Source organism: Streptomyces sp. NPDC087859, from assembly GCF_044742595.1.
GTDB classification, from domain to species: Bacteria; Actinomycetota; Actinomycetes; order Streptomycetales; family Streptomycetaceae; genus Streptomyces; species Streptomyces canus_F.
On record NZ_JBIUUU010000005.1, the window covers coordinates 527,268 to 550,909 of the forward strand.

Annotated in this window: 17 protein-coding genes; all 17 read right to left on the bottom strand. The window is 72.5% G+C overall.

The window, feature by feature from the left end; translation table 11 throughout:
- Positions 1-217: 217 nt before the first annotated feature.
- The 17 genes from ACIOHP_RS15065 to ACIOHP_RS15145 all read right to left on the bottom strand — a co-directional run bounded on the left by ACIOHP_RS15065 (position 218) and on the right by ACIOHP_RS15145 (position 23,611).
- Positions 218-1,912, bottom strand: a complete 1,695-nt coding sequence (locus ACIOHP_RS15065) for a hypothetical protein (protein ID WP_401887441.1) — start codon at positions 1,910-1,912, stop codon at positions 218-220.
- On the bottom strand, positions 1,909-3,144 hold the full coding sequence (locus ACIOHP_RS15070; RefSeq protein ID WP_401887444.1) for a hypothetical protein: 1,236 nt from the start codon (positions 3,142-3,144) through the stop codon (positions 1,909-1,911). The genes ACIOHP_RS15065 and ACIOHP_RS15070 overlap by 4 nt, the downstream gene beginning before the upstream one ends.
- Positions 3,145-3,155: 11 nt before the next feature.
- Positions 3,156-5,132: an AAA family ATPase gene (locus ACIOHP_RS15075; protein WP_401887446.1), complete on the bottom strand. Its 1,977-nt coding sequence runs from the start codon at positions 5,130-5,132 to the stop codon at positions 3,156-3,158.
- Positions 5,125-6,693 (bottom strand): hypothetical protein, encoded by a 1,569-nt coding sequence (locus ACIOHP_RS15080; RefSeq protein WP_401887449.1) that lies wholly within the window; start codon positions 6,691-6,693, stop codon positions 5,125-5,127. Before ACIOHP_RS15080 ends, ACIOHP_RS15075 begins: the two co-directional genes overlap by 8 nt.
- A complete protein-coding gene (locus ACIOHP_RS15085; RefSeq protein WP_401887452.1) occupies positions 6,690-8,783 on the bottom strand; it encodes a phage tail protein in 2,094 nt (697 codons plus the stop codon). Before ACIOHP_RS15085 ends, ACIOHP_RS15080 begins: the two co-directional genes overlap by 4 nt.
- Positions 8,783-10,981 carry a putative baseplate assembly protein gene (locus ACIOHP_RS15090; RefSeq protein ID WP_401887455.1) on the bottom strand — a complete coding sequence of 733 codons (2,199 nt, stop codon included), beginning with the start codon at positions 10,979-10,981 and terminating at the stop codon, positions 8,783-8,785. The genes ACIOHP_RS15085 and ACIOHP_RS15090 overlap by 1 nt, the downstream gene beginning before the upstream one ends.
- Positions 10,982-10,999: 18 nt before the next feature.
- On the bottom strand, positions 11,000-11,386 hold the full coding sequence (locus ACIOHP_RS15095; protein WP_401887458.1) for a GPW/gp25 family protein: 387 nt from the start codon (positions 11,384-11,386) through the stop codon (positions 11,000-11,002).
- A gap of 24 nt (positions 11,387-11,410) precedes the next feature.
- Complete coding sequence (locus ACIOHP_RS15100; protein ID WP_401887460.1) at positions 11,411-12,310, bottom strand: tetratricopeptide repeat protein; 900 nt, start codon at positions 12,308-12,310, stop codon at positions 11,411-11,413.
- An 87-nt stretch (positions 12,311-12,397) separates the two neighbouring features.
- Positions 12,398-15,811 (bottom strand): DUF4157 domain-containing protein, encoded by a 3,414-nt coding sequence (locus ACIOHP_RS15105; protein WP_401887463.1) that lies wholly within the window; start codon positions 15,809-15,811, stop codon positions 12,398-12,400.
- Between the two features lie 12 nt (positions 15,812-15,823).
- Positions 15,824-17,383, bottom strand: coding sequence for a hypothetical protein (locus ACIOHP_RS15110; RefSeq protein ID WP_401887466.1), 1,560 nt, complete (start codon positions 17,381-17,383; stop codon positions 15,824-15,826).
- 7 nt (positions 17,384-17,390) lie between these two features.
- The gene (locus tag ACIOHP_RS15115) at positions 17,391-18,068 is read right to left on the bottom strand and encodes a phage baseplate assembly protein V (RefSeq protein ID WP_401887469.1); all 678 of its coding nucleotides are present in this window, start codon (positions 18,066-18,068) and stop codon (positions 17,391-17,393) included.
- Complete coding sequence (locus tag ACIOHP_RS15120) at positions 18,065-19,153, bottom strand: phage late control D family protein (RefSeq protein ID WP_401887471.1); 1,089 nt, start codon at positions 19,151-19,153, stop codon at positions 18,065-18,067. The genes ACIOHP_RS15115 and ACIOHP_RS15120 overlap by 4 nt, the downstream gene beginning before the upstream one ends.
- Positions 19,146-19,319, bottom strand: coding sequence for a hypothetical protein (locus ACIOHP_RS15125; protein ID WP_401887474.1), 174 nt, complete (start codon positions 19,317-19,319; stop codon positions 19,146-19,148). The genes ACIOHP_RS15120 and ACIOHP_RS15125 overlap by 8 nt, the downstream gene beginning before the upstream one ends.
- Positions 19,316-20,668, bottom strand: a complete 1,353-nt coding sequence (locus ACIOHP_RS15130; protein ID WP_401887477.1) for a hypothetical protein — start codon at positions 20,666-20,668, stop codon at positions 19,316-19,318. Before ACIOHP_RS15130 ends, ACIOHP_RS15125 begins: the two co-directional genes overlap by 4 nt.
- Positions 20,665-21,183 (bottom strand): phage tail protein, encoded by a 519-nt coding sequence (locus ACIOHP_RS15135; protein ID WP_401887480.1) that lies wholly within the window; start codon positions 21,181-21,183, stop codon positions 20,665-20,667. Before ACIOHP_RS15135 ends, ACIOHP_RS15130 begins: the two co-directional genes overlap by 4 nt.
- A gap of 11 nt (positions 21,184-21,194) precedes the next feature.
- Positions 21,195-23,153: a phage tail sheath C-terminal domain-containing protein gene (locus tag ACIOHP_RS15140; protein WP_401887483.1), complete on the bottom strand. Its 1,959-nt coding sequence runs from the start codon at positions 23,151-23,153 to the stop codon at positions 21,195-21,197.
- Positions 23,150-23,611 (bottom strand): phage tail protein, encoded by a 462-nt coding sequence (locus tag ACIOHP_RS15145; RefSeq protein ID WP_401887485.1) that lies wholly within the window; start codon positions 23,609-23,611, stop codon positions 23,150-23,152. Before ACIOHP_RS15145 ends, ACIOHP_RS15140 begins: the two co-directional genes overlap by 4 nt.
- Positions 23,612-23,642: the final 31 nt, after the last annotated feature.

The window sequence follows — 23,642 nt, forward strand, 5'->3', positions numbered from 1 at the left end:
ACGGGGGCCGGGCAGCGCGTTCGGCTGCCTGGGATTCGTGACGGCGACCGGGCACCGAGTCCGGTGACCGGGATCGGCCCTCGTCCCGCGCCGGCGCCCTGGGTTCGGCCCTTGTCCCACTCCGGCGCCCTGGGAGGGGCCCGCGTCCCGCGCCGACGCCCCGGGGCCGCCCCCTGTCCCGCTCCGACGCCCCAGGACCCGCCCCGTCCCGCTCCGGCTACCCGGGACCGTCCCTGTCCGGGTGCCTGATGAGGACGATCGCGTCCCGGGACGGCTCCTTCCGCAGGGCGGCGAAGACCCCGCCGGTGCGGGGGGCCCGGTCGGGCGGTGCCGGGAAGACGTCCAGCAGCATCGCCGCGCGTCCCCCGGTCAGGGTCCGCCGCTCGGGCGACCGGGTGAGCGCGAGGGCGGTCACCAGCCCTGCGTCGGCCTTCCACCTCTCCACGGCTCGCTGTTCCGCCGGCAGGGCCCATCCGCCGACGGGGTAGCGGAGGGTGATCCGTTCCACGCCGTCGACCTGCGCGGGGGAGGTCTGCCCGGCGGCGAGTGCATCGAGCAGACGCTTCGCGTCGTCGGGTGTGTCGGCCCGGCAGAGATAGAGGTCCACGCTCTCGAGCGCGTCGCCGCAGTCGGTGTGGCGGCGGAAGGCGACCCAGGGGCGGTCGGTGACGAGGCCGCCGGCGCCCTCCGTGCCGTCGGGCACCAGGATGTCGACCGGAGCCCGGCTCTCCCGTTCCGTTGTCGGCAGGGGGATGCGGCGCAGGTGCTGCGCGGCTTCGACGGCGGTGAGGACGGCGTCCACCGGGCAGGCGCGGAAGGTCAGTTCGACCGACTGCGGGAACAGCGCCCTGATCCGTTCCTGCACCGAGGCGTCCGTGCCCGTGCCGAGCGGAAGGAAGCCCGCGGGCGGGAGTTCCTCGATGCCGAGACCGTGGACGAGTGGCGGCAGGTCTCCCGGCGGGGCCTCTCCTTCCACCGCCTCCGGCACCAACTCCAGCACCGCGTCGAGGCTCGCGCGCGCCCGGGCGGAGACGATGACGTCCCTGGCGGCCTGCACCTTCTCGCGCACTTCCCGGTTGGTGTCGGCGGCGGTGGACGACACGGCCGGCGCCGCCCCGGCCCAGGCGCCGGCCAGCATGTTCTGGAACTGCAGGACCTGCGCGACGAAGACATCCCAGGGACGCAGCCCGATCTGCTGCTGCCGCGCCCGCCGCGCGGGTGAGTCCATGCGTTCGCGCCGGACGGTCCAGACGTCGAGCACCCACTCCTTCGATGTGTGCAGCAGCACTCCGAGCGGGACGTCGTCCGGGCTGTGTGGTGCCCGCGGGGCGAGCCCGGCGCCCCAGTCGGGCCGGAGGAGGTCGGTGGAGTCCGTGGGGTCGTCGTCCGCGATCCAGGGGGCGCCATCGGTGCGCTCCCGCTCGAACCACAGGTTCGCGACGCGCGACCGCAGGGTCGCGTCCGCCTTGTTCGCGGGACCGGGCAGCGGCCAGTCCACGACTTTGACGGCCGCGCCCTCTCGGACGTACGCGTCGGTGCTGCCGAGCGCGCTGCCCGCGCACAGCTCGCCGTAGACGTTCTCCTGGCCGAAGGGGACGTCATGTCCGGTCACGACGATGATCTTCAGTGTGCCGGCGCCCGGTTGGTCCCGGACGACCTCGGGGTCGGTCAGATCCAGGGTGGCGGTCTGTTCCAGGAGGAAGGGCCGTCCGGTCGCGCCGATGGCCAGTCCCGGGTCCACCTCCAGGTGGAGCCGGTCGGCGGAGAGCCTGGTGGTGTATCCGTGCACCACGCCGGGGCCGCCCGACTGCCCGAGTGCATAGGCCAGGGAGCGGGTGTATTCCTGCATGCGTTCCAGATGCGCGGACCGCAGGAACAGTCCGTCGAAGGCGTTGAGCCGGGCGATGCTCATGACGAGGCCCTCCCCAGGTTCTGCATGATCACGGCATCGCGGCCGTCCGTCCGGCTTCCGGGGGGCTCACCGTCGAGGCCGGCCAGCGGGACGAGGTCGGCGCCGAGGACAGGGGTGGGTCCGGTGCCGTGGACGACCACCCGGACGAGATCGTGCTGGGGGGAGTCGCCGAGGGTGACCATGACGGTGTCCACGCCCCCTTCCTGGCGGTACGTCACTTCCCGGACGTTCGCGGTGGCCCACGCGCGCTCGCCGAGCGAGGCGACCTCCAGCGAGCCCCGGCCGACCGACCCGGGGTGCAGGGGCCGCGTCACGGTGAAGCTGAACCCCGTATGGCCAGGAGCCCAGTCGAGGGGGTCGCGTATTTGCGGAGCGGGTGGCGCCGCTTCGTCCTCCTGCGGGGGCCGCAGGGCGCCGAGGAGATCCTGCAGCAGATCCGTGGGCAGCAGGACGCGGCGCACCAGCTGGTCCACGGCGCCGGCCTCGGCCGCCTCCCCGGTGCCGCGGATCTCCACGGTGGCCAGCGTGACTGGGGCGTCCGCAGCGGGGACCGGGAACAGTGTCGGACGGGAGTCGGGCCCCACGGCCGGACCGAGGTCGGTGGCGTCCCGGGCGGCGAGTTCGAGGAAGGCGTGCAGCCGGTCGGTCGCGCTCGCCGGGTCCTGCGGCGGGCCGGAGGCGAACAGCTTCCGCAGCCGCGGGTACGGGACGGGACGGTCCGCGGGCGCCTGCGGACGGAGTTCGAAACGGACCCGCTCGACGGTGCGGGAGTACTCGTTCTGCTCGCGGGAGAGGTCGCAGGGGGAGCCGAGAGCCGGGACCGGGGCGGCCGGGCAGGTGTCGAACACGGCGACCAGACGGTAGGTGTGCGGACCCGCGCCGGAGATCTTTCCGCCCCGCTTCGTGAAGTCCTCCAGCAGTGCCTTGACGGACAGGCATTGCTGGGCCTCCAGCGAGAGTTCCCGGCCCAGAGTGTCGGCGGCCAGGCCCGCGCCCACACGGAGTGACTTCGGGTCGTCCGGGACCGTCACCGGGAATCCCCAGATCACGCCGGAGCCGTGCAGCCAGGAGGTGTGCAGCATGTGCTTGCCGCGCGGATTGCCCAGGAGCGCGCCGAAGTCGTCCTCGCCGAGCAGCATTCCGTAGGAGACCCGGAGCGCCACGAAGGGATTGACCGGCAGATCCTGTGCGGGTGCGGACCCCTCCGACCGGTACTCACGTGTTGTGGGCATGGGCTGTCTCCTTAACTGGCCGGGACCGGGCTGCCGGGGAAGGGCCTGGCGGCCTTCGCGTACTCCCGGGCCATCGCACGGACAAGGTGGTCCTGGTGGATCGGCCCGCCCCGGGGCGCGGCGAGGAAGGCCGCCGCGATGGCGGCATTGCGGATCCAGCCGCCCGGCACGGGGTAGAGAGTGGCGAGCAGGCCGAGGTCGACACCGTTGGCCAGGGCGGCACGTGGCAGGTGCAGCTCCCACAGCAGCCGGCGGTGGTGCTCGTCGGGCAGAGGGAAGTCGACGACGAAGTCCATGCGGCGCAGGAAGGCCGCGTCGATGTTCTGCCGCAGGTTCGTGGTCAGCACGGCCAGGCCGTCGAAGCGGTCCATGCGCTGCAGCAGGTAGGCCGTCTCCAGGTTGGCGTAGCGGTCGTGCGCGTCCGTGATCCCGGTACGGGTGGCGAAGAGGGCGTCCGCCTCGTCCAACAGCAGTACGGCGCGGGTGCGTTCGGCTGCGTCGAAGACACCGGCCAGGTTCTTCTCCGTCTCGCCCAGCCACTTCGACACCACTTGGGACACGTCGACGACGAGCAGATCGGTGCCGAGGGCGGTGGCGACCACCTCGGCGGCCAGGGACTTTCCCGTGCCGGGCGGTCCGGTGAACATCAGCCGCACCCCGCGGTCGGCGCGTGCCGTGGCGAGCAGGTCCCACTTGTCGAGGACCAGTGGGGCGTGGTCCAACCGCGCCACCGCGTCGCGCAGTTGGCCGACCGGTTCGTCCGGCAGAACGAGCCGCTGCCACGACAGCTCGGGAGTCAGGAGCCCGACCCCGGGTGGCAGGACCACCCCTGCCCGCCCCCGGATCACGTCGGAGACGCCGCGCGCCGGACGCCCCGGCGGGCCTGCCGCGACAGACAGCCGGCGCATGCTGCGCACGTCCGCCGCGACCTCGGTGATCAGGGCCGGATCCAGGGGGTGACGGGACATCAATTTGGCTGCCTGGTCGGCCAGTTCCGGCAGCTCGGCCTGCCAGGTCTGGCGCTGGTCGTCCGCGCCGACCGGGGCCGCAGGCACACCGAGCACCGGGCGGTGCCCTACGGGACGCATGGTCCCCGGCGGGGCGCACACCACGACCGACCCGGGCAGGTCCTCGATGTTCAGCGCGGGAACCGGGCGGCCGTCCTGGGCCGGCGCGTCGAGGAAGAGCAGCGGCACCGCGTCGCGGGCGGCGGCGTGCGCGGCGACCAGGGCGATCGAGGCCCGGTCCGTCGTGCTCACGCGGGCCCCGGTCAACGACCGGCCGGCGGCGGTGCCCAGCGCCGCGCACCGGCTCGCGGCGATCACCTCGTCGCCGGTGGACAGCAGCAGCGTCCGGGGTTCTGCGGAGCGCAGGGCGTCGACGGCCCACCGTACGGAGGGCAGCGCGAGCCAGCCGTCGAGCCCGGCCGGTGGCTCGCCCACGGCCACCCGCTCGATGCCATCGGGCCAGGCGTCATGGCCGTGCAGCGCGTCCCAGAGCCGTGCGGCGGGGGCCAGGCCGCGCTCGTAGCAGGTCTCGGCCCCGCCGCCCTCGACCCTGAGCAGGCCGTGCCGTACGGCCGCCCCCTCCGCCAACAGCCGTCGCAGTCCGGGCCGATCCCCCCGCGGGTCGCCGATCAGCAGTGCGGCGAGCCCGACGGTCGGGCGAGGCTCGGAGCGCGGGTGGAGCGAGCGGAACGTACCGGCCAGGCCCTCGTGTTCCTCGGGGAGTCCGGCGAGCAGGAGCAGATCACGCTCGTCGTCGCAGAGCCCGAACCGCTCGATGAGCGCCGTGAGCGGATCGTCGCGCGGGCCGGCGTCGGGTCCGGCCGCGATCGCCGCCGTCGCCCAGTCCCGCAGGAACCCCGCTGCCTGTGGTGCTCCCGACTGGGCGCTGCACGTGGTGTCCAGCAGCTCGGCCAGTCGTTGTGCCAGCGTCGCGGCCCGCGCGGACAGGGCCCGGCTCACCTGCTCGGTCCGCTCAGACATAGACGAACCTCACCACCGTGCCGAGCCAGGGCACCCAGCCCGGATCCAGGTCGAGCCCGGCCCGCCGGGCACGGACGTCGATCTCGTCGGCCCGCAGCCGGACATCGGTCCATCCCGGTGTCTGCCGGATGTGCCCGGTGCGGCGGACGAGCGCGTGGACGGCCTCGCGCGGCTTCTGCCCGGCCTCGGCCGGCTCCAGGACCGCGGCTGTCACCGCCGCCCAGGCGTCGGTGATCGCGTCGATCCGGTCCCGTTCCGCCGCGGTCGCCGCGGGCTCCCGCTCCCACGGCGGTCGCGCCTCGGGGTCCGTGCCCGCGAACGTGGTGACGGCGGGGTCGGCGCACCCCGTGGGCACCAGGGACAGCGCGACGCCTTGCAGCACCCAGGGCAGCGTGCGGCCCGCGAACACCGGATCCTCCAAGACCGTTTCCGGGATTCCGGTGGCGGAAGCGGTCGCCAGCAGGAACAGCAGCCCAGCCCAGGATGTGGGCCGCCCCGGATCCTCCGGATCGTCGTCCGCCGGGGGCGTCACGAGGTGTGCGGGCGGGTCAGTTGGTACGGAAGGCGGGGCGAGCCCGCCGTCAGCGTCCTGGCGCCGAGGCTCGCCCAAGTGCGCGGCGCTGCCGCCGTCCTTGGCAGGGGTCCTCTGCGCCGACCGTGCCCCGCCGGATGCAGGGCTGCCTACGACGGACGCGGGTGCCCCTGCGAGCAAGTGGGCCACGGCCGCGACGACTTCGGGGGCCTGGGACCGTCGCAGCACCGAGGGATCGGTCTCCGCGACGACCAGGACAGCCCACGCTTCGACCGTGCCGACAGTGGGTCGCAGCCCCGGACGCCTGGCCCGCGTGGCGAACCGGGACCCGGCGACCAGTGCCTCGGCGAGCGCGACGACCAGAACGGCCTCTGCATCGGTACGCGCCACTGCACGACTGTCGGCGAAGAGCGGATCGCCGTGCCCCGAGCGGCCGGCGCCGGAGGTCACACCGCCGCACGCCGCCGCGCGTACCGACTCGGCGACCGTCTGCCATCCGCCCGTGCCCAGGGCGCGGTGCAGCGCGGGCAGTCCGATCCGGTCGGCCGCGTCCGCGACGAGGGCGGGCGCCTGGCACGCGTACCGGTGCAGCAGGGCGAGGAGCAGAGCCCGGGGCGCACGGTCGGGTTCCGGGTCGCCGGCACGCAGCAGGCCGACCTGGCGCCAGGCCCAACTGCGTGCCGTACGGCCGGTGGTGACAGAGCAGACCAGGTCGAGCAGGCCGTCCCACGCGTTCGCATAGCGCACCGCGTCCGCCGACCCCGACGCCAGTGCCGTACGCAACGCGGCCACCAGCGCCTCGGCCCAGGCCTCCTCCAGGGCGGAGTCCGGCCGTGCCGGGTCGAGCCGCACGGGCACGTCGAGGCGGCGCAGGCACCAGATGCCCGCAGGCAGCCCGGCCGCGCGGACGACGTGTTCCAGACGGTGCTCGGCCACACCGCGCAGCAGCCGGTCGAGGCGCCCGGGGTCCCAAGTTCCCTCGTCCGTGCGGGCGGCGACGGACAGCCGGCGGACGGTCAGTTCGGTCATCCGACCCGCACCTCCCCGACCTTGGCGGTCTGACGTACCCGGGCCCCCGCCGCGGGTACGCCCACGATCCCGTCTCCACCGACCGCGACCTGGCCGACGATCGCGGGACCCCACCCGGCGCCGGGGCCGACGACGGCGGTGAGGCCGAGGTGCGCCTGCCGTCCCACCCGCATGCCGCAGCCCAGTTCGCAGATGTCGTACAGAGTGTGGGCCGGCTTGTCGAGGTCGAGGATCGTACGGACCACGGCGAGCTGTTCCGTGGAAAGAGCGGTGTGCACGAGGACGGTGAAGCGGTGGGCGGCGGTGCGGTAGCCGTCCTCGCCGGGGCCTGTGCCACCGACGCGGATCCGGCCCAGCACCGGAGCCGCCGCCCGGCCGCCCGGTGTGCCGCCCAGCACTCCGCCGGGGACGCCGCGCAGCCGCCACCGCTCCATGATCACGGGCTCCCGGCCCAGGTAGATGCCCAGCATCTCGGTGAGCGAGGCGAGCGTCCCGCGGCGTCGGAAGAGACGGTACGCCGACGCGATCAGTGTGCGCCGGGCGTGCTCGGGCCAGCGTCGGTCCACCGTGAGCCCGGCGAAGGAGGCCAGCCACTGCAGCGCCTCCTGTGGGACGGCCGACGGGTCGACGAGGAGCTCGCGCCGTGCCGCGCGCTCGTCCAGCTCGTGCAGCATTCCCTCGGCCGGGGCGAGGAAGCGCTGCAGGAAGTCGGCGTCCCCGTCGTCGCGCGACCAGGATCGGGGCAGCTGCCGCAGCAGTTGATGGCCCGGCCGTTCCACGCGCAGGGCCCGTACCCGGGGCGTGAGGGCCGCGGTGCCGGAGGACAGCTCGAGGACGATCCAGAGGTAGCGTCCCGGGTCGGCGACGACCGGCGTCTCGTACGTCTCGTAGCGGTCGTCCGCGGGGATCTGTGCCCAGGGCCCTTCGCGCCCGGTGGGGCGGCGCAGCAGCGTGCGGCCGCTCGGTGCGCGGGCCGCGTCCAGCAGGACGTCGGAGGGCAGCGGTGGGGTGAGATCCGGGCGGCGGATCGTGCCGGTGCCGCGGTCGGCGGGGAGCCATGGCAGGGGGTCGCCGGGCGGCTCGTCGTCGTCGCTGGTGAGGAAGCCGACCCGTAGGTCGGTGCGCGGCGGAATGCACGCGTCCAGGAACAGCCGCCCCCAACGGGTGTGGTGGGCCCCGCTGTCGAGCCGGTAGGTCACGACCCGCCCGGCACTACGGTGTGCGGCCCGCGTGCCGCCCGTGCGGCCGATGCCCGCTTCGGTGGTGAACGCGACGGTGCCGTCGGGTGCCGCGGCGACGGCCCCGCCGTCGTAGCCGTCGGCGGCGACCGGCTCGAGTTCCTGCCACCGGCCGTCCCCGCACTGTCCGAAGCGCTGGAACGGACGACCGGGCGCCCGCCCCACGACCAGCAGGTTCTCCGCCGTCACGGCGAAGTCCGAGGCTCCCGGCGTCTCCACGACGATCTCGCCGGCCAGTGTCGCCACCACGGCGTGGGCCGTGTCCGGTTTCCGCCAGAGCACGAGCAGCGTCCCGTCCGGCCGGGCCGCCATCCGGTACGGCCTCACACGGCCATGACAGCGCGGTGGACGAGGCGTCGGACCGGGCGTCGGATCCCGCCTGCCGTGCAGGACGACGAGGGCGTCCGGGTGGTGCACCAGTACGTATGCAGACGCGTCGACGGCCGTGACATCGACCGGACGCGCCACGGGAACGCGGCGCAGGACTCGGTCCGCCCAGATGTCGTACACGGTGACCGTGTCCCGTTCCACGCCCGACTCCACGACGTACAGCCGCTGTTCGCCGTCCACGGCCAGCTCGCGCGGCCAGGTGAACAGACCGGGGGTGCCGCCGAGCGGATCGGTGCGCTCCGCACGGATCACATCGACGCGGCCCGCCGCCGGCCGGGAGCGATAGGCGCGCCCCCAGCGGTCGAAGGCCAGCCCGGTGGCGCTGTCGGCCGGCCGGACCGGGGCGTCCTCGTCCCAGGTGAGCTGAACGCCCCCGCAGGGCATCAGCGCGGTGTTCTCGTGCCGGCAGCGGGCCCACTGGTCCGCATCGGCCAGCAGGGACAACGCACGGTCGCCTTCCATCAGCACACCTCGCGGGGCAGCGGCACCTGCACGACGTCGCCAGGCCCGGGCGGCGGCCGGTACCCCGCGCCCGGCTCCAGGGGCGGACCGGCAACGACGGTGATGTCCTCCAGCTCCACCACCTCCCACGGCCGCAGGACCACCTGGGCCACCGTGCGCCAAGGGTGCTCCCGGTCGCCGCTCTCCTCGGCGAGAGCGAGCCCTTCGAGGAACTCCACGCCCTCCACCTGGACGGCGACCGCCTCCAGTTCGGCCCCGCGGACCACCCGCCCCAGCGGCCATCCGCCGCCGTTCGGCCCGTACGGCGGTACGGGCGCCAGGAACTGACGAATGATCAACTCCGCCCAGCGGCGCACCGCGTCGACCTGGTGGCCGTCCGTCACCGCCACCCCCACCGCGACCGACACCTTCCGGTACTCGGGCGGCAGTACGTACAACTCGGTGGTCAGCAGGCGCCGTTTGTCCAGATACCGGGCCACCCGACGCAGCAGGGCCCGGTCCGGCAGCGGCGCGCCCGGGTCGCGCACGTCGTCGGTCGGGAACACGACGACGCTGACGACTCCGGCGGCGGGCTGGGCGGGCGTGTCGGGATGGAACAGCGGCAGGGTCTCCGCCCGTGCCACCCCGGGAATGCGAAGGGCAAGATCGCGGAAGTCGTCGGCGACCACGGCCCGGTCGCGGCGGTGCACCTCGGCTGGGATGCGGTCCAGCGCCGCGTCCAGTGCCTCCGCGTCGCGCCCTCCGTCCGCGGGGAGCGGGTTGGTGACGGTGACGCCGCCGGCACCGGTGACGGCGGTCACCGCACCGGCCGGGACATTGCCGGCGGCGCCTCCGCCATAGCGGTACGAGCGCACCCGTATCCGCTGGCCGATCTGCGGCACCCGGCCCTGCTGCCCGCCCGGGCCGAAGCGCACCAGCCCATCGGCCGCTTCCACCGCGAAGAGCCGGTCGCCCGGCCCGCCGAGGGAAAGGTCTTCGGTCTCGGTCCAGGTCCGCCAGACGCCGTCCTCCTCCACTTCGAGCAGAACCGTCCCGGGCAGCACGTTCGCTTGGGTGAGCCGGCAGACCTGGCCGCCGTCACCGGTGCCGACCCCCAGCAGCTCCGCCCCGGCGCTCGTCCGGGCCTGCACCGCCTCCACCGCGTTCGCCCCGATCCAGCGGATTCGGTGCAGGCCCGACCCGCTCTCCGGCGGACGCGTCGCCCGCAGCCAGGCGATCACCCGTCGGGCCTGCTCGGGATCGTCGAGGCGGGGCGGTGAGGTCGGGGTCGACGGGGGCTGTGCCGGCGGGCGGGGCGGCAGGGGACGGGGGAGGGTGAGCGCGACGACTCCGCTTGTGGTGAGCCCAGCTGTGCTGTCCTGGACGACTTCCAGCCGTACGAAGGATGGCTCGCGTGTGCTGTCCGTGGCGTCTGTGGGGTCCGTGGTGTTCTGCCACAGCTCCCATCGCATCCCGGGCCCGTTCCGGTCGAATCCGGTGGACCGGTAGTCCTCCGCGTCGGCCGTGTCCACGCTGAACGGCCTGTCGACGCTCTCGTCCAGTGCGATGCCGAGGAAGACGGTGTGCCCCTCGATCCGGCGCACATCCGTGGTCGGGCCGTCGAGCAGTGCCACCCACAACGCCTGGTCCAGCGTCCCGTCCACGTCCAGAGGTACGGCGTCCGGCGCGGTCGGATCCGTCGGCAGTACGGCCGTGTCGTAGAACTCGACCTGTGTGCGGGCACCTTTCTTCTCCTGCGCGCGGCGCACGGCCTCCTCCCGGCGCGCCTTCTCGTACGGGTCGTCGTCACCGAGCCGGGGGGCCGCCGCCTTGCCTGCGCCGAGTGCCTCCAGCGGCCACACGTAGACCTCGCCGCCGGTCTCGAACGACACCGGACCGGCGCCCACCTCCCGCCCGGCGAACAGTTGGACACCGTCCGGGGCCTCCGTCTGCGCCACGAGCAGGACCTGGGCCGGCCGGGCGGGCCGCGGCTGTACGTCCAGCAGCCGCAGGAAGGCGGCCTTGGTGGCGTCCGGGATCTGGTTGAAGCGGTACAGCAGCGACTCGCCGAGGTAGGCGAACAGGTCCAGCAGGACGATCCCGGGGTCGCTCTCGTTGTGGTCGGTCCACTCCGGCGTATGGACGGGGATCCGCCGGATCAGCTCCGTCCGCAGCTGTTCGTATGTGCGGTCGTCGAGGATGGGACCCATCAGCGCCATCGGCCGCTCACCCCGCCCTCACCGCAGATAGAACGGATAGACCACGTTGTCCTCGCGCCGGTCCACCAGCCGCACGTAAGAGATGTCGATCCACACCAGCGAAGGCTCCTCGCCGGGCGTCACCGCAACGTTAGTGACGCGGACCCGCGGCTCCCACCGCGCCAGCGCGTCCTCGATGTCGTGGCGCATGCCGGCCCGCGTCGCGGTCGTGTTCGGTTCCATGAGATAGCGCCGCAGCCCGCACCCGAACCCGGGCAGCATCACCCGCTCGCCGGGTTCGGTGTCGAGGATCGTGGCGATGGCCTGCCGAACGAGCTCGTCGCCTGTGGCGTACGCCAACTTGCCGTCGCTGCCCGGGCGCAGAGGGAACCGCGGGCCTTTGCCGGTCCATGCCTCGGTGGTCATGTCCCCCATGGTTCGGCGCGGACGTCACTGGCCCGTCGCCGTGCCGGCAAGCCCTTGCGCCGCGGCGGCCCGGTAAGCGCGAAGCCGCTCCCGGACCGCCTCCTCGGAAGCGCTGGCGGCCATGGCCTCGGCGGCGTCCACGTGCGCCAGGGCCTCGGCGCAGCGGTGCTCCGACAGGTGCACGGCGGCGAGGTCGGCCCGCAGACCGATCCGGTCGGGCGCCGCCCGTACGGCTTCCTCCAGCTCCACCGTGGCGCCCACGCGATCGCCCAGCGCCAACAGGGCCAGGGCGAGATGGTGGCGTGTTGTGGCGTCGTACGGCAGCAGTGCGCAGGCCTGCCGCAGGGCGTCCACGGCGGAGCCCAGGTCACCACGGAGCATGAGTACGGCGCCCAGCTGCGACCACGCCGAGGCGTTCGAGGGGTCCAGCGTGACGGCGTCGCCGAGCAGGGCCGCCGCCTCGGGCAGCCGCTGCTGTGCGGCCACCGCCGTGCCCAGCGAGACGCGCAGCCGTGCGTCTTCCGGGGCGAGGGCCACCGCGACCCGCCACAGGGACTCCGCTTCGGCGGCCCGGCCGCAGAGCAGCAGTACCTGGGCGAGGTTGTCGCTCGGTGTCGGATCCTGCGGCGCCAGTTCGACCGCCCGGCGCAGCGCCGCCGTGGCACCGGCCAGGTCACCCGTCGCGGCGAGGGCGTTGCCCAGGTTCAGGTGGGCGGTGGGACCTGTGGGGGCCGCCTCGACGGCCTGTTCGTACAGCGTGACGGCCTCGGCGTGGCGGCCCTGCTGGGCCAGGGCGAAGCCCAGGTTGTTGAGCGCGGTGGCGTGCAGCGGGTCGGCGTCGATGAGTTCCCGGTAGTACGCGGCCGCCCCCTCCAGGTCTCCGCGCAGGTGACGGAGCACGGCCAGTTCAAGGGTGTCGTTCATGGCGCGGGTACCTCCTGCGGGTTGCTGTCGGGCGAGGCGTCGGGGGATGAGGCAGGCGATGGGGCCGGGGATGAGGCAGGTGATGCCTCAGGCGATGCGTCGGACGAGGTCGCCGATGACCTGTCGGGGGTCGATCTCGGGGAGTTCGAGCCGGGCGTCCGTGAGCGAGGGTTCGAAGGGCTTTCCCTGCTCGTAGTGCAGAGGGAAGGTGAGCCCGATCCGCAGCCCCGAGCCGTAGGCGACCTTCGCGAGCTCCCAGCGCTTGCTGTACAACTCGACCGTGCGCAGCAGCAGATCGGCCTCGACCAGCACATAGCCGGCGACGTCGAAGGTGAAGGCGGGTTCCGCGGACACCTTGGCCTCGGCGTCGAGCACCAGGCCCTTCGCCGGAGTCCAGTCGATGTGCAGGCTGGCGTCGACGGCGCCCTCGATGCCCAGCCGCCCGCCGATCTCCAGCCCGGCCTCGGCGCTGACCAGCGGGATGCCCGCGCCGAGCGCGCCGCGGACGGACAGCCGCAGACCGGCATGGGCGGGGATGAACAGCCGGGCGTCGCCGGTCACCTTTGTCTGGTCCTCGTGCGCCGGGTTGTAGGTGATCGCCAGGGCCAGCTTGCGGAGTTCGCCGGGGCCGATGCCCGCGTCGGCGTCGAGGGCGCCGCTGATCGTCGCGAAGATGCCGACCCGGTGTCCGAGGACGGAGACCCCGACGATGGGGATGTCCAGGCCGATGCGCAGGATGTTGCGCTCCAGGTTCCTGGCCTCGAAGAGCTTCAGGGTGTCGGGCAGGGCGATCGTTCCGACGAGTTCGACCTCGCCCCTGCGCAGGATCCGTATGCCGACGGTGCCCTGGAGCCACGGGGCGAGACGCGCGGTGACGCTGCCTTCGCCGTATGCGGTGAGGTCCTTGCCGGGTGGGCCCGCCGGCTGTCCCTCCGGGGTGACCGGGCGGTTGGTGACGCCGATGAGCAGCGAGCCGTTCAGCATTCCCTTGGCGTAGGCGGCACTGCCCTCCAGGGTGAACGCCCCGTCGTCGTACTGGGCTGTGATGTGTGCGTCGACGCCGGGAATGGCAGGCACCGCGCTGCCCCGGGCCGAGATCTTCCAGCGGTTGTCGACGGGGTTCTTGACGACCGAGGCGGACAGCTCGCCGCTGCGGATGCCGGGGATGTTGTCGGCGAGCTGAAAGGCTCCGGTGGCGGCGAACCCCTCTTTCGGATCCTGACGAACCTCGAAGGTGCCGCTCTTGACGCCGGGTATGTCCAGCTCGGCGGTGCCGGAGGCGGAGAAGGCGTCATTCTCGAAGGCGGCGGTGACGGATGCTTTGCGGATGCCGCGTACTTTGTTCGGTCCGATGGCCAGGATGCCCTTACCCCCGAAGGAGAAGTCTTCCTCGCTCTTGCGGTGGTAGCGGACGTCGAGTTGGGCCTTTTCGAAAAGATCGGAGTCGAAGTCGAAACCGCCGCGGAGGCCGAATCCGTCACCGGTGGAGGCGTCCGCGCCCAGTGTGCCGTGGCCGAGACGGTCCACGGAGAAGAGGACCTGACCCGAGATCCCGAGGCCCCGGGTGCCCAAGCTCACGGTGAGAGCGGACTCCGTGATCCGCACCGGTGGTGGGAGAGTGAGATCCCCACCGACGAAGGTCTTCTCGAAGGAGACGTCCTCGCCTTCCACGACGATGTCGACGGAGGCGCCCTTCAACATGGGGATCGTTGGATGCAGCACACCCCGGATGCGCAGGCCCGCCACGTCGCTCAGTTCGGCCGCGACAACGTCGATCGGGCTGAAACGTCGCATGGTCGCTCGTCGGACAGCGCGTTCGAGGTCGCGTTCAGGTACCCGCGCCGCCTGAGGAAGGTCGGCGAAGGGTTCAAGGGCGAGCTCGCACGCCTGATCCTTGATCCACCGGCTGCCGTTGAAGGCCACGCCCTTGAGGAACCCGGTCTTGCCGTCGAAGGCCATGTCGGTGATGCGGAACCCGGGGAAGGGCTTGAAACCGGACTCGCTTGCGGTGGGCTTTCCGTTCTTGGCCATCCAGGGGATCCGTACTGCCGCTCCGCCGTACGCCGAGGTGAACAACAGCAGTTGGCTCGCCGCGTCGGGACCTATGAGCCCGCGCTTCCGTGCCTGTGCCTCCGACAGGAGGGTCAGTGTGTCCGCCGACCTGCCCGCCTCGATCTGACCACGGGTCCAGTGCGTAGGCGTGGCTGCGCGGAACTTCGGGAGGCCCGGGACGATCTGGGCAATACGGATCTCGTACTTCTTGTCCCTGCGGATCTCTTGTGGATCCACCTCCTCGGCAGCCGCGCCGTCGCGATCCTTGAAGGCCTGCCGGATACGGCTGTTGATTTCTTCGTTGATCGCGCCTCCGACCGCCTGGTTGGTGGCGGCGTCCAGAAGCCAGTAATTCTTGTCCGGGTTGTCCTCGCCACCGATCTGCGTCTCCTGGAAATGGTCGACATCGAAAAGGTGTGGAATGCCGTTGGAATCCCACGCGGGACGTCCGATGCGTCGGATCACGTCCGCCTGTTTGCCGATCACGTATCCCTCAGTGGCGCGATAAGCGAAGAAGTAGAGTTGCTCGCCTTTGACCGCTATACGATCTGCTCTGTCGACCCAGCTCTTGATCACGTTTTGTACGGCGGGACGGACCGCGGTGTCCCACTTCTCCCGCTGTGCCGTGTCGCGGTCCCCGGCCGCGTTCTGAGTGTCCTCGGCCCTTCCGACCAGGACATCTTTGGTTGGTGTCATCAACCCGGCAGGACCTCCGATCTTCCACTTGGGTAGCCGCACCTTGTCGAGGGTGATCAGGTTGCCCTTGATGCTGCTCCCGTCATCCGGCTTCTTCGCCGCCCGGTGCACCCGAGGTTCCCCGCCCCGCTGCTGCAGCACATGCGTTGCCTCATGGGCCATGAGGCGAATGTCCTGTGGAGAGGAGTCCGCTGCCAGGTAGACATGGTCGCCGTAGGTGAACGCGCGGGCCTCCAGGTCGGCGGCGGCGGTGTTGGCGCGGTGGTCGGTGTGTAGCCGGACGTCCCCCAGGTCGGCGCCCATGCGGGACTCGAGTAGGTCACGGGTCGCCGCCGGCAGCGGTTGGCCGGGTCCCGGGTCTGAGAGGACCTCGGTCAGGGAGGTGGGCTGTCGCTCGGGGTCCGGGCCCGTGTCCGGGGACTCGCGGGGCGGGCCGACATGGTGGCCCTGTGCCACCTCGTCGGCTGTCCGTTCCGCTTCCCGCTCGCTCGGTTCTTGCGCTCCGCCGTCGGCCATGCGTGCGACGACATGCGTCAGTTCCTGGGCCAGGAGGCCACGGCCGGCGGGCGTGGGGCCGTCTGCGGGATGTGCGCCCGCGTGGTGGTCTGCCGGGGAAGCGGGTGTCACGGATGCCTCGCGCAGCACCGATTCGGCGTCCGGCACACGGGTGGCAGCCTTCTCGCGGAGGTCCGGCTCCGGGCCCGGGGCGCGGGCGACGGCCGCTTCCGGGTTACGCCTCAGGCGACCGGTCACGTGGACACCTCCTTAGGCTGGCCCACCAGCAGGGGACACAGGGACGGCTGTTCCGCAGAGCGGGTCGTCGACGCTCGGCTCGGATTCAGGCGGCTCCGGCGTCGGGATGGCGTTGGGGTGCAGAGCGTCGACGATCCGCGCCGCGACCCCGCTGTCCGTACCGAACTTCGGGTCGGCCGACACGAACAGGTCGGTTGCCCCCTCGGCGCCGAGGACCTCGTCCAGTGCGGCCCGATGGGCGGGGTCCATCGCGTTCACGTTGCCGCCCTTGGCGAGGTAGTCGGTGACGAGTTTGAGTGCCGCTCCGGTCGGGGGCCAGCAGAAGCGGAGCAGCAGCATCCACCAGAGCTGGAAGAGCAGCGTGACGATGGGGAGGAAGAGGGTGAAGAGGAACATCGCGACGATGGTGAACAGTTCCAGGGCGTAGGTGCAGCGCTCCGCCGCGTCGCCGCCGACCGTGCCGCTGCCCGGGACGGTCTTGCCCTTGGTGAACCGGAGCTGGGATCCAGGGGGTTGAACGAATTCCACGCCGCCTGGACCTCTCGGCTCATTCGCGCGGGCGGCGAGGGCGCGGAAGTCCGGAGTGGTGATCGAGACGCGGCGGTTCCTGGTGCCGGCGGGATCGAAGAAGGACGAGAGACGGTACGGGGCGGTGGGGCCGCTCCACCAGTAGCGGGGCGGGCAGTGCTCGTGACCCGGTGGGGGACGGCGGCGGGCGAAGCACCGCAGATGGTAGACGTGCTGGTCGTCGAACTTGGGCAGGCCGGTCGCCTCGATGTCCGCGGACATGGTGGGGACGGCGCCGAACCAGAGGACACGGGTGCCGGCGGCCTCGCAGGGTCCCGCGGAGGGCGGGAGCCGCCACATTGGCAACTCCGCTTCACCGGGCAGGAGTTGGGGTTCGGCGTCGGGGTCCGGGTCCGTCCTGCTCCACTGGCCACGGCCGTCGGCGCCGAGCGTCCACGCCTCCGTCACCCAGACGGGTTTAGCGGCAGCCAGCAGGGACCCTTGGGCGGGTGTGAGCTTCCGGTTGCGGGCCGCCCAGGCCACCTGGTCGAGGTCCGCGGTGTCCAAAGGCTCGGGCGCGCCCGTCTCCCGCTGGTGCTGTTCGCCGTCGAGTTGCTTGACCAGATCGGCCGCCAGCTTGCGCAGCGCGGTCGTGTCGCCCTCGACCATCATGCGCTCGCGCCGTACGACGAAGCAGACTTCCAGCCCGGAGACGTCTCCCGGGCGGGGCAGCCCGGGCTCGTCGCAGAAGAGCTCGACGACGACGGCGTAGAAGCGTTCGTGGTTGGGCTGGTAGAGCTTGCGCATGCCCGCCCGGACCATGCGGTGGGAGTGCGTCTTGCTCAGGCGCGGGAGCGGGAGCGGGGCTGTGACGAGGGGGTACGACCACTCGTCCTCATCGCCGAACGCCAGGGAGTCGCGGGGGTCGGCGAGGAGCCGGTCGACGTAGTCGACGGTGCCGTACTTCTGGATGGAAGGGGCGTCGGCGCCGAGGGCGAAGGGGTCCCGGCCGGGGTCGCGCGCCAGGACGTACCAGGGAGTGCGCAGGACGAATGCGTGGGTCATGCGGGGCTCACAGGATGTTGCCCGCGCCGGGCGTGTACGCGGGAGACGTGACGAGGGCGTCGGCGGCGAGCATCGCGCACTTCACGATGCCGCTGAAGGTGGCGACGGGGGCTGTGACATTCACCTTCGCGGCCGTGATGTCCAGGGCGACGTTGGCCTTGATCTCCACTGCGGTGGCCGTCAACTTGACGGTGCAGCCAGCCGAGTGACGGATCGTCACCTCGTTCGTGGCGGTGTCGAGGACGACCTGGTGGCCGGAGTCCGTGGTGATGCGGACCTTCGGCTGGGCGGAGTCGTCGAACTCCAGTCGGCTGTTGCTCCGGGACCGCAGCACCCGCAGGTTGTTGGCGCGCGTCGCGGCGGCCGGGAGGCTCGAGCGGCCGTTCCACGCCGCGCCCACGATGTACGGGCGGCGGAGGTTGCCCGCCTCGAAGGCCACGACGACCTGGCTGCCTACCTCGGGGAGTATCTGCAGGCCCTGGCGGTTGTCGGCGTAAGGGCTGCACAGCGTGGCCCACGCGCGGACGTCGCGGTCGCCGTCGGTGCCCAGCCAGGGGAAGCGGACCTCGACCCGTCCGAGGCGGTCGGGGTCGACGAGGGCGGTGACCAGAGCCGGGTATACGCCGAAGTAGGCCGGGGCGGAGCCGTCGGCCGGGGCGGGGAGCCCCACGTGCGGGGGTGTCATCGGGCCGCCTCGTTGAGGGTCGGGCGTTCCGCGTCGAAGTGGGTGCGGAAGCCGTGGATGTGGTCGAAGGTGTGGGTGAGGCGGGTGACGTAGTAGCCGCCGCCGTCGAAGGGAGCGCCGATGCGCCGCAGGTCCAGGCGGCTGCCGACGACCATGTCGGGGGAGCCGCGGGTGACACCGGAGACGGTCACGAAGCGGCGGCCGCGGCGCAGCATTTCGGCGCGGGCCCAGGCGGCGGCCTCGGTGGAGTCGAGGGCGGCTTCGCGGACGCGGTACGAGGCGCCGCCGCCCAGGGCGCGGGCGACGAGCCGGGGTCCGGTTCGGCCGCCGGCCACCTCGGCGTCGAGGGTCTCGGGCCCGGCCTGTTCGTGGATGACGGCCTCCCGCCGGGCGTCGTATCCGGTGACGACGACGGCGCTGCGCTGGTGGGCCAGGTCGGCGCAGACGCGCAGCGAGAGCAGGTCGGGGCCCTGAACGAGGGTGAGTTCGGTGCCCGTGCGGCTCGCGCGGTCGCGGAAGTGGAGTTCGTCGCCGGTGCACCACAGCTCGGCCTGTACCAGGCGGGCGCGTTCGCGCAGGAAGGCCAGATCGCTCTGGTTGAGCTGCTGGACGACGTCGTAGCGCGGCCCCTTGGCGACGGCGTCGGACTTGAGCCGGTGCGCGTCGGCGATCTCGGCCGCGATGTCGGCGTCGGTCACGGAACGGTAGGTCCGCATGCGCCGGGTCATGCGCAACCGCATCAACGCGTCCTCGGCGTGGACGACGACCAGGGGTGGCTCGCCGTCGCCGAAGACGGCCTCGATCGCCGAGAAGGCGCCGTCGAAGACAAAGCGCTGAACGCCCACCGGCCCGACGCTGACCCGCACCGAGCGGCCGAAGTCGATGGGGGAGCCGTCGAGATGGAGCAGCGGCCCGGGCGGACCGGCGGCGCCTCCGATCACCGCCAGCAGGTGGGCGCGCAGGGTTCGCAGGCCGTCGACGCCCTCGCTGATCTCCAGTCGGACGCAGTCGCGCGCCATGTCGCGGGCCGGTTCGCCGTCGACGGAGAAGACGGGGGATACCAGGGAGTAGTCCGGTTCAGTCATCGAAGTCCTCCGCGCGCACGCGCGCCGCCAGCCATGCGACGCGACGGCACATCTCCTGCCAGTGCTCCTCGGCGGCCCAGGGGTTCTGCGGCTCTCGTGCGCTCCCTGCGGCGGCGGATCGGGCCGGGGCGACCTCCGAGTGCAACTCGTCGACGTGGACGCTCACGTGACCACTCCTCCCGGCTTCCACCGCATCGTGCTCGGCCGGGTGTCACGGCGGCGTTGCTCCCGGTCCGCCTCGGCGCGGGCGGGCACCGACGGGGGCAGTTGCCGCCAGGGGGCGAGGCCGGCGCCGGCGGCGGGGGCGGTGATCTCGGCCGGGCGGGCGCGGGCGGCGAGACTGCGGCGGCCGCCCTCGGCGAGGTCGGCGAGCGTGTCCGGATGTGCCTGGGCGCGCAGGGGCAGGCCCCAGCCGTAGGCCAGGGCGCGTGCGTCCACCGCGGCCGGCCGGTCCGTCGGTGCTCGCGCAGGGAGGGCGAAGGCGGCGCGGGCGGCCGCGGCGGCCCGGTCGGTGGCCTCGGCGGCGACCTGCGCGACGGCCGCCGCCGTGCCACCGGCCTGCGACAGAGCGAAACCCACGGCCTCCAGCGGGTCGGACACGTCCGCCGGGGCCGGGCCGGACGGTTCGGGTGCCACCCGGCCCAGGGCCTGCGCCAGTGCCTCGGTGATCGACGAGGAACTCCCCGCCGCGAATCCGGCGGCCCGGCCGACACCCCCGGAACCGGTCAGCTCGGGGCCGACCTGGACAGGGGTACCGGGCGGGAGCCCGAGCGGGCTTCCCAGCTCGTTCATCAGCGAGCGCCAGGCCGCCGGGTCGCCGCCGATCCGGGCGGCCAACTGCTGGACGCTCTCGCCGCCCTGGGCCGTCTCCACCTTCTCGGGATCCCGCGTACCGCTGCGGCCCGGCGCCGCACCGGTGCCGTCCTGGAGCCGGTCGCGCTGCCCGGCGCCGGGCACCGACGCCGCCTTGTCGTTCCTGGCTCCGGCACCCTCGAGCTTCCCCTCATACTTGAGGTTCTGCTCGGAGATGCTGACGCCGAGCTTCGCCCGCAGCGGTGTGCCGTCCGGCGCGAAGTAGTCCAGTTCCTCCGAGATCTGGGTGACGATGCCGTTGAAGACGAAGCGGCCCCAGACGAAGCGGAGCACCGGGGGCTGTGCACCCTCGGCGCCCTGCGGTTCGATGAACCGCCGTACTTTGGCCGTCAGGTCGCGGACGTCCGCCGGAGAGACGGCGCCGGTCGCGCTCGTGTCGCCGGACGTCTCCTCGGCCGTGTCGAATTCCAGGTCGAAGCTCAGGGTGGCGGGGTGGGCGGCGAAGTACTGGCGTTTTTGGGTCTTGGTGGTCTTCCCGCCGCTGTCCGTGTTGTTCTGGTACTGGAGCCGCAGCGTCGTCGGGTTGAACTGCACGGTGAACGGAGTCTCCTTCTTCGCGGGCGCGTAGCCCGCGGGAGCCGACCCCTTCGCGTCGTACTGCTTGACCAGCCGGTGGAGCACGGCCTTCGCCAGATCGCTCATCGTCGTACCATCCGTAGTCCTTCGTGGACGATGTGCAGCTCCTCGATCGCGATGTCCCCGGACTTCGCGTTGAGGGCGGGCCCGGTGACCTTGACGGGCAGTCCGCGGTCGAAGCGCCAGGTGGCCCGGGTCTCGGCCTTGGCCGTGTCCTTCACCGCGATGACCCCGTCGTAGCGGGGGATCGGCAGGACGCCCGCGACCATGCCCTGGAGCCAGTCCCACAGTGCGGTGTCGGCCCCGCCGTCCATGGTGAGCAGCCCGCGCTTCAGGACGATCGGCTGGAGCTTGACCCGGCCGACCCTGCGGATGACCCCGTCGTTGCGGCCGCCTTCCAGGTACTCCTTCACGTCTGCCTCCAGTTCCAGGCCGGAGCACTCCTGGAACGAGCCGTCGGTGAACCGTTCGGGTGCGCCGCCGGCGCCGGCCGAGCTGCTGCGGGTGAGCACGACCTCGAACCGGAAGGTCTGCAGGATCCGGGCGTGGAACGCATCGGGGCGCGCTTCAGGAGTCGTCATCGCCGCCCGCCTCAAGAGTCCTCATCGCCGCCCGTCTCCTCGACGCGTACGCCGCCGTCGCCGTCACCGGAGATCCGCAGCACCAGGAACTCCAGCGGCTCGGCGGGCGCCACCCCGACCTCCGCGACCAGCCGGCCCAGCTCCAGGGAGTGGCGTGGATTGAGGTCGTCACCGGTGCGCACGAAGAACGCCTCCTGCTCGGTCGCGCCGGTGAACGCACCGCGCCGGTAGAGGTCCAGCAGGAACACCTCCAGGGTGTGCCGCAGCCGTTCGCGCAGCCCGGTGGTGCTCGGCTCGAACACGATCCACTGCGACTGCCGTTCGAGCGCGAGCCGCAGCATGGTCATCAGCCGCCGGACGCTGAGCTGCCGGTACTCGGGGGCGGAGGAGAGGGTGCGTGCGGAGGTCAGCCGGAAGCCGTCGCGTTCGCCGAGGCAGACGTTGATGCCCTGGGCGAAGAGCGTGTCGTGCTCCGCGTCGCTCACCCGGACCTCGGAGAGGACCGCGCCGCGCGCCTGTTCGTTCGCCGGGCCCCACGACAGGCCGAGGCGGCGTTCGCGGGAGGCGATGATGCCGGCCGCGAACGCGGACGGCGGGACCGGCCGCCGTACTCCGCCGGGACCCATGACGTCGAGCCAGGGGTGGTAGGCGGCCGCGTACGCGGTGTCGAAGCCGGCCCGCCAGCGGGCGATGCCCTGGCTGTCGAGGCCCGGCGGCACGTCCAGCAGGACGGTGAACCGGCGGTTTCGTTCGGCCAGTTCGGCCAGGTGGCGTTGCCGCTCGGTGACGGCCGCCGGCTCCGCGTGGGAGCGGGCGTCCAGCAGCTTCATCCCGGGGTCCGGGCGGACGTAGCAGGTGGGGAGCAGGGGCGTGCAGGGGTCGGGGGCCGCGTCGGGCCAGGGATCCGGGGCCGCTCCCGGCGCGGTCCATGACCACAGGAGGTCGGGGACGGTCAGCAGGCCGATCTCCGCGGTTCGGGCGAGCAGGTCGACCCCGTGGTGGGGCCGCTCGTCCAGTGGGTCGTCGTCGGGCGGGTCGCCGGGGCGGCCGTCGAAGAAGGCGTCGCCGGTCACCTCGGCGTACCGGTCCCGGCCGCAGTGGGCGAGCCGGGCGGAGGTCACCGCGGGCAGCAGCGGGCCGGGCGGGAGCAGGGGCGTGTCCGGGCCCTCGTATGACACGAGCAGGGACTCGTCCCGCACGACCCGGCCGAAGAAGCGTGGATGATCGGGATGGAGCCCGAGCCCGGCGAACTGCTCACGGCGCGGGAAGGCGAGATCTTGGTCGTCGGCGGTGAAGGCGGCGGTGACCACGTCCACGGTCATGGCGCCGTCCGCGCCCTGCGGCAACGGCCGGTCCAGGACCGCGACCCCGCGCCGGCCGCCTCCGAGGGTCGGCCGCCGCTCCGCGCGCCTCACCCAGCGAAACTCCCCGGCGGACGCGAGCCCGGGCCCGCGCAGGCGCAGCAGCGTGCCCTGCGGGACGTCCGTGCCCTGGGGCAGCGGCAGATCACGGTCGGTCGCCTCCGCCGGCGGGTCGGTGGCGTCGACGGCCGGGCGGAAGCGCCAGGTCACGGCATGCTCCAACCGCAGGATGAGGCGGTCGCCCCAACTGCCCCAGTCCCTGGCCGTGAAGCGCACCGTCGCCGCGTCCGGTTCCAGGGTGAAGCGCGTCCGGCCGTCGTCCTCGCCGTGGCTGTCCCGCGGGCCGACCCGGACCACATAGGCCTGCTCACCTCCCTGCTCGAAGAAGACCGAGACGGCGTACGGCAGCAGCCCCGGACCCTCGCAGCCGCCGAACCGCCGCCGGTAGTCACCCCAGTTGCGCACCAGCACCGGCTCATCGACCGGCCCTCGCGGCGCGACCCCTACGAAACCGGCGACGTCCAGCCGGACCGGCCGCAGCGACCGGTCGTCGGTGCGGGCGGCGACCTGGCGAATGCCGGGCGCTCCGAGCCGTAGTCCGGCCGTCATGGTGAGGTGAACTCGATGCTCTCGGCGACGAGATGGAACTCCTCCATGGCCACCTCGCCCCCGCCCTTGCCCGCCAGGGTGGGCCCCACCCACTTCTTGGGCTGAGCAGCCTCCAGCTTCCACTGGCAGACGGTGGACGTGCGCGACTCGTCCTGCAGTGCGATGATCACCGTACGCGGTTCGAATCGGCCGTCCCGCGTCGCCTTGAGCCACTCGAACAGCCGGACGTCACCGATGAGTCCGCGCTTGAGCGTCACATCGTCCGTCGTGTTGGTGTTGGCGACCTTGCGGACATGGTTCGCCGAGTCGTTGCCGCCCCGGTACTCGGAGTACTTCACCTCGTTGCCCAGCCCGCTCACGTCGGAGAAGCCGCCGATCAGCTGGGCCTCGTCCCAGCTGTCGCCCAGTTTCACCAGGAAGTTGAACGCCCCGTACGGGCTTTCCGCGCGCAACGCCATCGTCTGTCTCCGATCCGTCCGGTCACTTCAC

Coding starts and splice junctions, on each gene's coding strand:
- ACIOHP_RS15065 (WP_401887441.1), bottom strand. CDS start 1,912: ATGAGCATCGCCCGGCTCAACGCCTTCGACGGACTGTTCCTGCGGTCC.
- ACIOHP_RS15070 (WP_401887444.1), bottom strand. CDS start 3,144: ATGCCCACAACACGTGAGTACCGGTCGGAGGGGTCCGCACCCGCACAG.
- ACIOHP_RS15075 (WP_401887446.1), bottom strand. CDS start 5,132: ATGTCTGAGCGGACCGAGCAGGTGAGCCGGGCCCTGTCCGCGCGGGCC.
- ACIOHP_RS15080 (WP_401887449.1), bottom strand. CDS start 6,693: ATGACCGAACTGACCGTCCGCCGGCTGTCCGTCGCCGCCCGCACGGAC.
- ACIOHP_RS15085 (WP_401887452.1), bottom strand. CDS start 8,783: ATGGAAGGCGACCGTGCGTTGTCCCTGCTGGCCGATGCGGACCAGTGG.
- ACIOHP_RS15090 (WP_401887455.1), bottom strand. CDS start 10,981: ATGGCGCTGATGGGTCCCATCCTCGACGACCGCACATACGAACAGCTG.
- ACIOHP_RS15095 (WP_401887458.1), bottom strand. CDS start 11,386: ATGACCACCGAGGCATGGACCGGCAAAGGCCCGCGGTTCCCTCTGCGC.
- ACIOHP_RS15100 (WP_401887460.1), bottom strand. CDS start 12,310: ATGAACGACACCCTTGAACTGGCCGTGCTCCGTCACCTGCGCGGAGAC.
- ACIOHP_RS15110 (WP_401887466.1), bottom strand. CDS start 17,383: ATGACCCACGCATTCGTCCTGCGCACTCCCTGGTACGTCCTGGCGCGC.
- ACIOHP_RS15115 (WP_401887469.1), bottom strand. CDS start 18,068: ATGACACCCCCGCACGTGGGGCTCCCCGCCCCGGCCGACGGCTCCGCC.
- ACIOHP_RS15120 (WP_401887471.1), bottom strand. CDS start 19,153: ATGACTGAACCGGACTACTCCCTGGTATCCCCCGTCTTCTCCGTCGAC.
- ACIOHP_RS15130 (WP_401887477.1), bottom strand. CDS start 20,668: ATGAGCGATCTGGCGAAGGCCGTGCTCCACCGGCTGGTCAAGCAGTAC.
- ACIOHP_RS15135 (WP_401887480.1), bottom strand. CDS start 21,183: ATGACGACTCCTGAAGCGCGCCCCGATGCGTTCCACGCCCGGATCCTG.
- ACIOHP_RS15140 (WP_401887483.1), bottom strand. CDS start 23,153: ATGACGGCCGGACTACGGCTCGGAGCGCCCGGCATTCGCCAGGTCGCC.
- ACIOHP_RS15145 (WP_401887485.1), bottom strand. CDS start 23,611: ATGGCGTTGCGCGCGGAAAGCCCGTACGGGGCGTTCAACTTCCTGGTG.